This is a genomic window from Chitinophaga sp. CC14 (genome assembly GCF_048957795.1).
Classification (GTDB): domain Bacteria; phylum Bacteroidota; class Bacteroidia; order Chitinophagales; family Chitinophagaceae; genus Chitinophaga; species Chitinophaga ginsengisegetis.
The window spans coordinates 2,601,411-2,614,290 of the sequence record NZ_JARBFY010000005.1 but is presented as its reverse complement, the minus strand read 5'-3'; the positions used below and the strand labels follow the sequence as shown (position 1 = coordinate 2,614,290).

Genomic DNA, 12,880 nt, shown 5'->3' with positions numbered 1-12,880 from the left:
CTCATGCAAAAGATATATAGCTCCATCGTATTTCTTATTATGTGTATAGGAATCTTTTCCTGTACCAAAGATAACCTTCCCAACAACGGCGAACCGCGTATCAGTTATGTGCGGCTAACAGATCCCGCTACCGCCGATTCCCTGCTGGTAGAAGCCGGGCAGGGCGTGCTCATTGCCATTGTGGGTGAGAACCTGGGAGATGCCAGGGAAATCTGGTTCAATGATCAGAAAGCAAGTCTTACACAACCCTACATTACTGCCACTGTTATACTCGTAAGTATACCTTCCCAGATCCCGGTAGAAGTAGATAATAAACTAAAGATCATCTTCGCCAGCGGAAAAAAACTCGAGTATAATTTCCCGGTAAAGATCAGCAAACCACTGGTTACCCGGATGGATTGTGAATATGTGGCCGCCGGAGATGTAGCAGTGATCACCGGTGATTTTTTCTATCCACCTGTAACGGTAGCATTCACTGGTGGCGCTACCGGCGAAATAGTAGAAACAACAGACAAGCAACTGAGAGTAAGAGTACCGGCCGGCGCACAACCGGGGCAAATCACCATTAAAACCAATTTCGGCGAAGCTATTTCCGATTTCTGGTTCCGCGACAACAGGAACATATTTATCAGCAGCGACCCTTTCACCGGTTGGTGGAATTACTCCTTTGTAGTTACCAATCCGGGCGCAGATGATCCAGCCGCTATCAATGGCAACTACATCCGCGTAAAACAACCCATCAGCAACTGGGGATGGGTGGAACTGGCCGGCGGACCGGCAGATGCAATGGGGCCCATCAGTAAAAATATCCCGGATGAAGCCATCCTGAAACCGGAGAATTATAACCTGAAGTTTGAACTGAACACGAAGAAACCCTACAACAATAACGGGCTTAAATTCTGTATAGGCGTGAAGAATGATGGCCAGGGCGATTTCTCCTGGAAGCCCCCCTACGACACGAAAGGCGTTTGGCAAACGGTGATTATCCCCTACGAAGAAGTGACGGCCGCCTACGCCAAACAAACGGTACAACCCAATGGATACTATACCAGGATTGTATTCAATGGTGCGGGTGAACTCGACTGCGATATGTCGTTCGACAATTTCCGCGTAGTGCCAAAAGTGATTAAGAAATAAGTGTTTACAAGTATTCAACTCATTACAATGAAAACTATTTTGCATACACCACTGCTTTGGCTGCTCCTGCTCACCGTGGGTTTGATGTCTTGCAGTAAAGACGACGATGACGCCGTTAAAACGGATAAGGTAACTTTGCTGAGCTTTGGCCCTTCGGGGTCAAAGCCCGGCGACAAGATCAGCTTTATCGGCACTAATCTTAATAAAGTAACCGCCATCGCGCTGAAAGGCGCTACCGTAGAAGCCGCGGCCTTCTCAGAACAAACAAGCGATCATATCGTGATCACGGTTCCGCAGGAAACGGAGAAAGGAGTGGTTACCCTGAAAGCACCCGAAGGCGATGTAGTATCCAAAACGGTATTAAACCTCAACGTGGCGGTAACCATTACCACCGTTCCGGCTACTGCCGCCAAAGGCGCAACCATCACCATCAAAGGCAATTTTGTAAACTGGGTAACCCGGGTCACCTTTGGTAACGACGATGCTGCCGTAACGGAATTTGTCAGTAAGTCGCTGACAGACCTGGTGCTGAAAGTACCGGCCACGGCCACTACCGGCACCCTGGTGTTCAGCACCGATGGTACTGCGCCAACGGATATTGAGTCGGAAAATCCGCTGGTAATTGAATAACCCGAAAATAGCATACATTTTAAACAGAGGAATCGTATTTTCATATCGCCCGCTGTCGCTACCGGCAGCGGGGATATACCATCATTTTTTCAATTACGTCCGCGTTATAAGATGAAACTTGCCAATATAAAATACCTGCTGTTGTTATGGATGTACTGCACATCTGTTGCTGCGCAGGATATGCCGTATGCTTTCTCTCACCTGGATGTAAATAACGGGCTGTCGCATAATGGAGTTACCAGTATCTTAAAAGATGCAAAAGGATTCCTGTGGATGGGTACCCTGAATGGGCTCAACCGGTTTGATGGTTCTAAATTTAAAGTATATAAACACCGGCTGAATGATGCCACTTCTCTCAGCGATAATTTTATCACCCATATTTATGATGCCCCCGGAAACCGCCTCTGGATTACAACTCAGCTGGGCTTTTCTATCTATGATCCGGAAACAGACAGCTTCAATGATGATGTAGCCAAATTGCTGCACCCGCTGCAGGTGTATGGCTACCAGGTAGAAAAAGTACTGAAAGGCGCCAACGGCGAATTTTATTTTTTACATGCAGATCATGGCATTATCATTCTTAATGAACACACCAAACAAATAAAAGCTTATGGCGTTGTGGCCAACGACAGCACCACGCTTCATTCCACCGCTGTATGCGATATGGCACTGGATGAACGTGGCGATTTGTGGATTGCTTACCTCGATGGATGGGTGGAACAATTTGATACCCGCACCCGTAAAGTAGTGTACAGGGCCACGCCTTTGTATACAACCCTGGCTAAAAAGAAAGCCACCAGGTACCGGCTGTACGTTGACCGCCAGCAGGATATCTGGGTTTTTACCGGCAGCAGCGACGGACTTTACTATTACAGTCCCGCCGGCAACCTGCTGAAACACTTTTATAAAGATGCGCCGGAAAACAGGATCAGTGCAAATGTAGTAACTGCGGTGATGCAGGATAAACAAGGCAAAGTATGGATTGCCACCGATCCCGGCGGCATCAACCTGCTCGATAAATCCGGGTTTCATATGCAGAACCTGGTGATGGACGAACGTAATCAGAACAGTCTTTCCCAAAATAGTCTTACCACGTTGTACAGCGATGCAGCCGGTATGATCTGGGCGGGGACTTATAAAAAAGGCGTTAATTATTACTATCCGGATCTCTTCAAATTCCCCTTGTACAGCCATAATCCACTGAAACCGGAAGGACTCAACTACAGCGATATAAACGAATTCGCGGAAGATGCAAAAGGCAACCTGTGGCTGGCCAGTAACGGCGGCGGCCTTACCTATTTTAACCGGCAAACCGGCACTTATAAGGCGTATGTAAACGATAGATTCAACCCGCAAAGCATAAGCACCAACGTGCTGGTAAGTCTTTGTGTCGATCACAAACAGCATTTATGGATTGGAACCTACCTCGGTGGATTGGACTATTTCGACGGAAAAACGTTTACCCATTATCGTCATGATGAACAGGACCCCAATAGTTTGTCTAATAACAGTATCTATGAAATTATGGAAGACAGCGAACACCGTATCTGGGTGGGAACCCTGTCTGGTGGCTTGGATATTTTTGATCCGGGAACAAAAACATTTAAGCATTTAAGAAGGGAAGATTCCGTCAGCATCCGTTCAAACTACGTTTTCACCCTGCTGGAAGACCGGCGCAAAAATATCTGGATCGGCACATCGAACGGTATCGATGTGTTGGAGAAAAAGACCGGCAAGTTTGTGCATTATCAGCATGAAAATAATAATCCCAACAGCCTGGCGAATGATAATATCCTTTCAATGATTGAAGACAGCAGGGGATATATCTGTATTGGTACACGTGAAGGGCTGAATATTTTTAATCCCGATACCAAACGTTTTTTACAGTTCCGGGAAGAAGATGGATTGCCCGACAATAACATTCTTGGTATCCGGGAAGATAAAAATCATCACCTCTGGCTCAGTACGGCCAATGGCCTTTCCAATGCGGTAGTGTCAGTGAAGAATGATGTGTACAAGCTGAACTTTATTAATTATGATGTAAAAGACGGCTTACAGGGAAAGCAGTTTAATGAAGATGCTTCCCTGGTAACTGCCAGGGGAGAAATGGTGTTCGGTGGAGGCAGCGGCTTTAATCTTTTCGATCCGGCAAGTATCAAGATCAACAACATCTTACCGGAACTGGTATTTACAGATTTCCAGTTATTTAATCATACTGTGAAAGCCGGTGAAAAAATAAACGGCAGAGTGATTCTTCCTGCTTCTATTACTATCACCAAAGATATTGTACTGAATTATAATCAGAATTTTTTTTCGATAGAATTTGCCGCGCTGGATTACCTGAATCCGGATAAGGTAAAGTACCAGTACAGGATGGAGGGCCTCGATGAAAACTGGGTGGCCTCTGATAACAAGATCCGCAAAGCCACTTACACCAATGTGGATCCGGGCAACTATGTGTTTAAAGTGAGAACATCCATGGCACATGATACCTGGAATGAAAAGGTGCTGTCAATAAACATCCGTATTCTTCCGCCGTTCTGGAAAACACAGGTTGCCTACATCTCCTATGTGTTGCTGGCTTTAGCGCTTTTATTTTACCTGAGATACCGGGGCATCAAAAAAATACGGACACAGTTTTTACAGGAGCAGGAAAAACAGGAAGCACAACGGAGCCGCGAGCAGGAGCGGGAAGAAGCCCGGCGGCTGCATGAGCTGGACCGGCTGAAGATTAAATTCCTGACCAATGTAAGTCATGAGTTCAGAACACCGTTGTCGCTGATCATCGCGCCGCTCGATAAAATGCTGAAAGACCCGCAGCTGGCGGAACAGAACGCACAGGTAAACATGATCAAACGTAATGTAAGACGTTTGCTGAACCTGGTAAATCAACTGCTGGATTTCAGGAAGATGGAAGTGTATGAGCTGAAACTGGATGCCAGGCCGGGCGACATCATTCGTTTTATTAAAGAAGTATCCTTTTCTTTCATGGATATTGCAGAGCAGAAGAATATTAAGTTTGCGTTTGATACCGATATTTCTTCCCTCGAAACCAGTTTTGATTTTGATAAGATAGAAAGAATTTTATTCAACCTGCTTTCCAACGCTTTTAAATTTACACCGGCAGGCGGCCATGTGGGCGTGTTCCTGAATTGTCTTCCGGGTGATGACAGCAATAATACCGTAACCCTTCGTATCAATGTAATGGATTCCGGCATTGGTATTCCCCCGGAAAAAGTAGATAGGATCTTTGACCGTTTTTATCAGCATGACATTCCTGCTTCTCTCATCAACCAGGGCAGCGGTATTGGGTTATCTATTACGCGGGAGTTTGTGAAATTGCATCAGGGCAGCATCCGCGTGGAATCTATTACCAATGGCGGCAGTTGCTTTATAGTAGAGTTGCCACTAAAAACCGAACTGGCGGAACAAGAACCGGTGATCACGGAACATCAGCCATCTGCTGTTACGCAACGGGAAAAGAATAAGAAGCCCACCGTTTTGCTGGTAGAAGATAACGATGATTTCAGATTTTACCTGAAAGATAATCTGCAGGAGCATTTCTGTTTGCTGGAAGCCGCCAATGGCAAGGAAGGATGGCAGAAGGCACTGGCGCTGCATCCCGACCTGATTGTGAGCGATGTGAGTATGCCTGAAATGAACGGGCTGGAGTTGTGCACAAAAATCAAACAGGATAAAAGAACCTCGCATATCCCGATTATCCTGCTCACCGCATTGGTAGGGGAAGAGTACCAGATGAAAGGACTGGAAACAGGCGCCAACGATTATCTTTGTAAGCCATTCAATTTTGAAATGCTGGTATCAAAGATCCGGAATCTCCTCACTTTACAAACCACCATCAAAAAGGTTTATACCAAACAGGTAGACGTGCAGGTGGCAGATATTTCCATCCAATCCGTAGATGAAAAATTTATTGCCGCTGCGCTGGCCTATGTGGAAGAAAACCTGCAGAATGCTAATTTGAGTGTAGCTGAATTAAGCAAGCATCTTTGTATCAGCAGGGTATCCCTTTATAAAAAGATGTTGTTGCTCACCGGTAAAACACCGGTTGATTTTATACGGTCTATCCGCCTCAGGAAAGCCGCACAGATGCTGGAGAAAAGCCAGCTTAGTATTGCGGAAATATCGTACGAGGTGGGATTCAACACCCCGCATTATTTCACTAAATCTTTCAAAGCAGAATTTGGCGTATTACCCTCTGCGTATATCAAGCAGTCGGGCAAGGACTCACCGAAGAAAGCAGTATAAATTTATCCGGAGCATGAAAAAGTATTCATTATATCTCCACTTTTTTACATTTTTTTTGTGCGCTTTTGCCTGCGCAAAGCCCGTCCGTTCTGATGCTGCGGATACACTCCATCTTCCGGCGGAGTCACCGGTACAGCGATATGGCGCGTTGCATGTATCCGGCCGCTACCTGAAGGATCAGCATAACAATACCATATCCCTGCGGGGGCAGAGCCTCGGTTGGAGCACCTGGTGGCCGCAGTACTGGAACGCAGGCGTGGTGAACTGGCTGACGGATGATTTTAAAACAGATATTGTCCGCGCGGCAATGGGTATTGATGCAACGCCTGCTTACCTGAATGATCGTGCCCGTCAGCTTGCGTTGCTGAAAAAAGTAATTGATGCTGCACTGGCAAAAGGCAGTTATGTAATTATTGATTGGCATTGTGAAGCATTTCACCAGGAAGAAGCAGTAGCCTTCTTTAAATCAATGGCGCAAACTTATGGTCATCATCCACACATACTGTATGAAATCATCAACGAACCCAATAAAACGCAAACATGGGAACAGGTGAAAGCCTATGCCACTGCGGTGATTGCTGGTATCCGTGCATATGACCCGGATAATATTATTATTGTTGGTTGCCCGTACTGGGACCAGAAGATCCGCGAAGTAGCAGATGCGCCTTTAACCGGTTACAGTAATATCATGTATACAGTACATTTTTACGCAGCGTCGCATGGCCAGTGGCTGAGAGATGATTGCGCTTATGCCCTCAGCAAAAATATCCCGGTGTTTGTAACAGAGTGTAATGGCTCGGAAGCTTCTGGCAGCGGGCATATCGACTACCCGCAATGGGAGGCCTGGTTTACTTTCCTGGAAAGCAACCAGGTGAGCTGGATTAACTGGTCGGTATCTGACAAGCGAAATGAACTATGTTCTATCCTGTTGCCGGGGGCGCCTGCAAACGGAAGTTGGACCGCCGCTCAACTGACGGAATCAGGTAAATATATCCGTGCAAAATTAAGAGGGTATAGCACCCGTCCCTGACAACAACTACTTACGGCGCGACCACAATTTACCGATGCCGATAAAAGCCAGCGACATCACCATAAATAAAATGGCGATGCCTCCCGCATTTATCAATGTTTGCTGCATGCCTATTTCACCTGCATGAATAAACGGATACGGATAAAATCCGGAGAAAGCCCCACGGATCAGGATAAACACGAGATAAATAAAAGGATACCATAGCCACGGCAGGGAGTTGTTCCATTGCAGCGTATGTTTCTTAACAAATACGCACCAGTATAAAATGAAAAGTACAGGTATAATGGTATGTAGCAATTGATCCAGCACTTTCTGTAAACCCTGGGGCTGCCAGAGGGAGCGAAGCACAATATTATAGATCAACGCTACAATAGTAATGTAAACGGTAATGGCCGTGGCTGTTTGTGTCCGGGAAAAGAACGCGCCTATACGACTGCCGGGCGCCAGCCACAAAACAGTGCAGTAAGCAGCTACCATTAAATTAGTGAGCAGTGTAAAATAACTAAAGTACCGGGTAATACTTTCGGGAACAGATACCTGGTGACTGCTGACATTAAGGTACAATTGTGTAATCAGGGCAAACCAGCCAAGACAGGACAAGATGGCAAGAAGAATTTTTTTGGGAATGGATTTTTGCATACTCATCTTCCATTAGTATTTATACGAATGTAATAATATAATCCCCACTTCATGCATACATCGCGTGGATCACCTTTTTTTAGCTAAATTTATCAGCAGAAAAGAAGGAAATGGAAGTATTCGGTACCCACAGTCATACAATAATACATGGAGATGCGTTGCAGGCGCTGCAAACGCTGGTGCCGGATCATTCAGTGGATCTCATCTTTGCTGATCCTCCCTATAATATCGGCAAGAACTTTAATGGGCATATAGAGAAATGGGATACGGAAGAAGAATACCTTAACTGGTGTTACCAATGGCTGGATCTTTGTATCCGGAAACTCAAGCCTGCCGGTAGTTTCTATGTAATGACCGCCACCCAGTTCATGCCTTATTTTGATATTTATCTGCGTCAGAAAATAAATATCCTTTCCCGCATTGTATGGAACTACGACAGCTCCGGGGTGCAGGCCAGGAAATATTTTGGGTCTATGTATGAGCCCATCCTGTTTTGCGTAAATGACAAAAATAACTACACCTTCAATGCTGCCGACATCCTCATTGAAGCCAAAACCGGCGCAAAAAGAAAACTGATCGACTACCGGAAAAGCACGCCAGCTGCCTATAATACACAAAAAGTTCCGGGCAATGTATGGGACTTCGCACGGGTGCGCTACCGCATGGATGAATATGAAAATCATCCCACCCAGAAACCCATCGCCCTGCTGGAACGTATCATTAAAGCCAGTTCCAACCCGGGAGACATAATCCTGGACCCCTTCTCCGGTACCTTTACTACCTGTGCGGTGGCTAAAGAACTGGGCAGGAATTGCATCGGTATAGAAATGCAGGAAGAGTATGTGAAGATCGGGCTGCGAAGATTGCAGCTCGCGAAAGAGTATAAAGGAGAAAAATTACAACGTGAAATCCGCTCCTTTGAAAGCGGTATCATCTGAACGAACATATATGGAATTACACGATCAAAAAATTGTGGCAGCTATTGAAGCCATCTGGGAGGAAGCAGAGGTGTTGTTTGAAAACAATGATCCGGCCCGGTACGCATTGAAGCTGGAAGAAGCATGGGACCTGTTGCCTGCGCCCAAAGAAGTGTATGATGAGAGCTATCATATAGCCCTTGCCATTGCAGAAACCTATCTCATATTAAAAGATTACCCGGCGCTGCTTCGCTGGGCAAATATCTTACAACAATGTGATACAGAGCGTGCAGATGATGGCGAACGTGAATTTGTACTGGGTAAAGCCTTTTTTGAAAATGGGAATATGAAAGAGGCTGAAACATATTTTACTACGGCCATGCATAAGTCCGCCGGACGTGTGTTTGAAGGCGTGGATGAAAAATACCTGCACGTGTTTCCCGGCCTGGCTTCTGTAGTGGAAGAGGAGCTGCCGCCACATATCTACGAACAGGTGGAGGCTTTATCTGAAGCGGGTAACGAACTGGCGGATGCGGACGATTTTGATGGCGCCATTGCCCGGTTTACCGAAGCATTGCAACTCCTGCCGGAACCGGCGCGGAACTGGGAGGCCAGTACCTGGTTGTATGCCAGCATCGGTGATATGTATTACTTTAAGAGCGACTACCAGGCCGCCGCCAATAATTTTTTTGATGCATTAAATGGCCCGGATGCACAGGCCAACGGCTTCGTTAATTTACGTTTGGGAGAAAGTTTGTATGAACTGAACCAGCATGATCAGGCGCTGGAGTACCTGTTAAGGGCTTATATGCTGGAAGGGACGGAGATTTTTGCAGAAGAAGATCCACGCTATTTTGTTTTCCTGAAAACACGGGTGAAATTATAGATCCGCTCTTTCTGCAAATTCATTGATGAGTCGTGCATGATCTCCTAAAGAATAAACCGCATCAATCAATGGCGCATATTTCAGGGTGTGGTTCCTGATCGTCAGCCGGGCAGCTTCCTCTCTTTCTGTAGGATTAAACACGCTGCCTGCTTCGTCAAACAGGAACCAGTCGCCCTGGATGCTGTCGCAGGATTCGCAGTGGTTCGACCAGTAATAGTTCCCCAGCGTATTAGACCACGCCCGTTTATAACGTGGATAGTAATCATTCAGGAAAGTTTGCAGGTTATCTGAAATGGCAGATACCTGCTGGAATACAGTAAAGAAATCCTGCGCCAGCCATACCGACTCGTCCCGCTCATTCATATCTTTCTCATAAAAATAATTACCTGCAAGCGCTATCACACGGTTGTTGTGCTGGCATTTCCAGCACGGCCTGCCGGCCTGTACAACACTTATTTCGGTAGGCAGAATGATAGCAGGGTGCTTTTCCGGGATCCACCGGGCCACCTCTATCAGCCGGTCGTACTGGTCTTCCGGTAAATACCAGGTGCGCGACACCTGGTCCCATTGGGCGCCCATAGATGCAGCATGCTCTTTTTCCGCGTTGGGAACATTCAGTAGTAATGACATAAAAGCAGGGTATGACTAAAGACTCTCTTCAATGAATTTAAGGAAAAAAAGGCGAATTCGGTGGCGTGTTCATGATTCCTTAACGAATCCACTTGCGTATCAGCAGAAAGGCGGGTATTGCCAGCAGTAAAAGCAGCCAATACCAGGAGAAACGGGAGGAAGACAGGATCACGGCCCCGGTATTTCCCTGGAAGCTCAATGCAGCCCAGTAGTAGGGGAGTTTATGCATCTCCGTTACCTCCGGATCTTTGAGCCAGTTGAGTTTGGCCTGTTGCAATGCGGTGGCGGTATTGTGTTGTATGGTAAGCTGTTGATAGAATTGTTGCATCAGCAGGGGAGCGGTAGCATCGTTTACATTCCAGGAAGCAGCTACCACTGCAGGGGTGCCGCCGGCCATAAAAGCATGCGCCATACTCTGGATGCCTTCCCCGGTTACGGGGCGGCCGTCGCCGGTTTTACAGGCACTCAGCACTACCAGGGCCGGGTGGCGGATAACACCGTTCAACTCAAATAAATAAAACGGCGCATCATACAGCATGATATGCGGTGCGGCGGTACTGTCTTTTTGGGTGAATCCATGTGTGCTGATATGTACAATGCCGGATTGCTCCAATGCGTCCCTGAATTGTTTGCTGTTTGCCTGTTCATTCACAAACCACTGACCGTTATTGATCACCGGCGTCAGCAACTCTTTTTCTTTCATAACTCCCTGCAGCTCCGGTAATCCTGCCCGTTGCCGCGAAATAAAAAAGCCGCTGAATCCTTCCTGGTTGCTGTGCGCCTGCATCTGCAGGCTCCAGGTACGCAATGAATAGGCGTAAGATACCGTTGCCTGTTTCAACACGAAGGGCCACTGCCCGATAGTTGGTTTATACACGCTGTCGGTTATCAGCGCCTCCACCGGGAGGGTGTTGAGCGGTCCGTCGGGCATCAGCAGGTAGGTGTATCCGGGCTGCAACGGATGCCCGGCAAATATTTGCGTATACAGGCGATGCGCTGCCTGGTAATAAGCTTTTGGATGGTTTACCATAGCCGCCGGTCCTTCTTCAAAAAAATGCTGCTTAAAATAGCGGATAGCATCCGGGTCCAGCGGGGTGCTATCCGCATATCGTATGCCCTTGTGGTCCGATTCTATGGTGTATAAGGTACGCTCCCCGGCAAAGTAAGTGCGGATCCGCTGGCGGGGTGCTAAACGGCGCAACAGGCTGTCCGGCGAAAATATTTCGTTACCGGTATGTTCTGTTTGCCGTACTTTTTTTCTCAAAGTAGCCAGGTCCCAGGCCAGCCGTTGCTCGCGGAGCTGTAATAGGCTGTCGCTTTTGCCGCCCTGCAACGCTTCCTTGCGGTAGTAGAGCTGTGCCTGCTCCAGCAGCCGGATCCGCTTATGGATAGTATCGTTGCCGGCGTGAATGGACTGCTGCTGCATTTCTTCCCATAATAACTGCGACTTACTGTCTTCCATAAATTGCAGGATAGCCAGCTGGTATGCTGCCTGGTGCGTGGTTTGCCAGCACTGCCAGGCTAGTGCAATGGCCGCTTCATAACGGTAACGGCTATCCGATATAGCCGCTTCTTTGGCAGAAGGGGATATATACTGATGACGCAGCTCTCTTTCCGCGGCAAAGCTCAACCGGTATAATGCCAGCGCTGTAGCGGGTTGCCCGATCGACTGGTATACCGATGCCGCCGTGAAAAGAAGATCCAGCAGCGTGTATTCTCCATAAATATCACTTGGTGTAATTTTACGTATATCCTTTCCCGGTAGTAATATCTTTGCGCAGCTATCCAGCCAGGGACGCGCTTTTTCCGGCTGTTTTGCGGCTACCTGCAATTTCCCGATGCGCAGGAACAGGCGGGCCTGCTCCCTCTTTCGCAGGGTACGCTGGCTTTCCGGCATGGCCAGCGCCTGGAAGTAATACTGTGCTGCGGTTTTGGGATCAGTAAGATAAATATCCCCTGCCTGCTGATAAGCCATAAACAGCCAGTGCGCCGCCTCCGGGTTGCCGGCAGGTTGCTGTTGCAGGATCCGGATACTTTGCGCAATACTTTGCCGTGCAGCGGAAAATTGGTGTAGTTGCTGGCAGGCATCCGCCTGCTCAGATAAGAGCAAGCCGTAGGTAGCACTGTGTTTATCCGCCAGCAGCAAGCCTTCCCGGCAGTAACGAAGGGATTGTTCCAGCTGCCCCATATTAGCGGCTGTGTTAGCGAGATTGCTGTAAGTAGCTGCAGTAGCCTGACGGTCGTTTAACTCACGCGCAAATTCCAACGCTATCCGGTGAATAAACAACGCCTGCTCATAGTCGCCAAGCCGGGTGTAATTGTTGCCCAGCGGCTTCAGGATATATTCCAGTACCAGCCCCGGATCAGTAACAGCAGTGTGTTGCCGGCCCCATTCAAAGGCTTGCTGGTAGGCATCTGTTGATGAAATAATATCCCCGCTTTGCAACAGGGAATATCCCTGGTTGATGAGCAGGTCCATCCAGGCCTGTATTTCATCAGTAGTGCGGGGCGCCCGCCAGGCATTGACGACAGCCCTTTTCAGCTGTGCGGCCTTTTCCGCAGGCGTAGCGGCGGGGCATTGAATATAGGTGTAGATCCACTCATCCAGCCGGTTGGCTGCCTGGTGTTTTTTCAATACAGCCGGCTCAGGGTCCTGCCAGGAAATCAACAAACCGGATACCGCCAGTAACAGCAGTACTTTTTTCAGGTAGGTGATATATGATCGGGCTCCAGCCATTGTAT

At 47.7% G+C, this 12,880-nt stretch carries 9 protein-coding genes; 6 read left to right on the top strand and 3 right to left on the bottom strand.

From position 1 onward, the window contains the following. The first annotated feature begins 3 nt into the window (after positions 1-3). The 4 genes from PV783_RS30180 to PV783_RS30165 all read left to right on the top strand — a co-directional run bounded on the left by PV783_RS30180 (position 4) and on the right by PV783_RS30165 (position 7,066). Complete coding sequence (locus PV783_RS30180) at positions 4-1,137, top strand: glycan-binding surface protein (protein WP_363440610.1); 1,134 nt, start codon at positions 4-6, stop codon at positions 1,135-1,137. Positions 1,138-1,164: 27 nt separating this feature from the next. After that, on the top strand, positions 1,165-1,767 hold the full coding sequence (locus PV783_RS30175; protein ID WP_420990632.1) for a hypothetical protein: 603 nt from the start codon (positions 1,165-1,167) through the stop codon (positions 1,765-1,767). 111 nt (positions 1,768-1,878) lie between these two features. Beyond that, positions 1,879-6,036 carry a two-component regulator propeller domain-containing protein gene (locus PV783_RS30170; protein ID WP_420990631.1) on the top strand — a complete coding sequence of 1,386 codons (4,158 nt, stop codon included), beginning with the start codon at positions 1,879-1,881 and terminating at the stop codon, positions 6,034-6,036. Between the two features lie 13 nt (positions 6,037-6,049). Continuing rightward, entirely contained in the window at positions 6,050-7,066 is a 1,017-nt protein-coding gene (locus tag PV783_RS30165) for a glycoside hydrolase family 5 protein (protein WP_420990630.1), read from the top strand. Positions 7,067-7,072: 6 nt separating this feature from the next. On the opposite strand, the gene PV783_RS30160 is transcribed toward PV783_RS30165, so the two are convergent. Further along, a complete protein-coding gene (locus PV783_RS30160; protein WP_420990629.1) occupies positions 7,073-7,711 on the bottom strand; it encodes a Pr6Pr family membrane protein in 639 nt (212 codons plus the stop codon). Positions 7,712-7,815: 104 nt separating this feature from the next. On the opposite strand from PV783_RS30160, the gene yhdJ reads away from it, so the two are divergent. Both yhdJ and PV783_RS30150 read left to right on the top strand, forming a co-directional pair. Then, positions 7,816-8,643, top strand: a complete 828-nt coding sequence (gene yhdJ, locus PV783_RS30155; protein ID WP_420990628.1) for an adenine-specific DNA-methyltransferase — start codon at positions 7,816-7,818, stop codon at positions 8,641-8,643. Between the two features lie 10 nt (positions 8,644-8,653). After that, positions 8,654-9,508, top strand: a complete 855-nt coding sequence (locus tag PV783_RS30150) for a hypothetical protein (RefSeq protein WP_420990627.1) — start codon at positions 8,654-8,656, stop codon at positions 9,506-9,508. Here PV783_RS30150 and PV783_RS30145 read toward each other — a convergent pair. Beyond that, on the bottom strand, positions 9,503-10,138 hold the full coding sequence (locus PV783_RS30145; RefSeq protein WP_336389187.1) for a DUF5710 domain-containing protein: 636 nt from the start codon (positions 10,136-10,138) through the stop codon (positions 9,503-9,505). The two genes, PV783_RS30150 and PV783_RS30145, sit on opposite strands and share 6 nt — an antisense overlap. A gap of 79 nt (positions 10,139-10,217) precedes the next feature. Then, entirely contained in the window at positions 10,218-12,875 is a 2,658-nt protein-coding gene (locus PV783_RS30140; RefSeq protein ID WP_420990626.1) for a CHAT domain-containing protein, read from the bottom strand. Positions 12,876-12,880: the final 5 nt, after the last annotated feature.

Excerpts from the sequence above, each read along its gene's own strand:
- PV783_RS30180 (WP_363440610.1), top strand. The coding sequence starts at position 4 with ATGCAAAAGATATATAGCTCCATCGTATTTCTTATTATGTGTATAGGA.
- PV783_RS30175 (WP_420990632.1), top strand. The coding sequence starts at position 1,165 with ATGAAAACTATTTTGCATACACCACTGCTTTGGCTGCTCCTGCTCACC.
- PV783_RS30170 (WP_420990631.1), top strand. The coding sequence starts at position 1,879 with ATGAAACTTGCCAATATAAAATACCTGCTGTTGTTATGGATGTACTGC.
- PV783_RS30165 (WP_420990630.1), top strand. The coding sequence starts at position 6,050 with ATGAAAAAGTATTCATTATATCTCCACTTTTTTACATTTTTTTTGTGC.
- PV783_RS30160 (WP_420990629.1), bottom strand. The coding sequence starts at position 7,711 with ATGAGTATGCAAAAATCCATTCCCAAAAAAATTCTTCTTGCCATCTTG.
- yhdJ (WP_420990628.1), top strand. The coding sequence starts at position 7,816 with ATGGAAGTATTCGGTACCCACAGTCATACAATAATACATGGAGATGCG.
- PV783_RS30150 (WP_420990627.1), top strand. The coding sequence starts at position 8,654 with ATGGAATTACACGATCAAAAAATTGTGGCAGCTATTGAAGCCATCTGG.
- PV783_RS30145 (WP_336389187.1), bottom strand. The coding sequence starts at position 10,138 with ATGTCATTACTACTGAATGTTCCCAACGCGGAAAAAGAGCATGCTGCA.
- PV783_RS30140 (WP_420990626.1), bottom strand. The coding sequence starts at position 12,875 with ATGGCTGGAGCCCGATCATATATCACCTACCTGAAAAAAGTACTGCTG.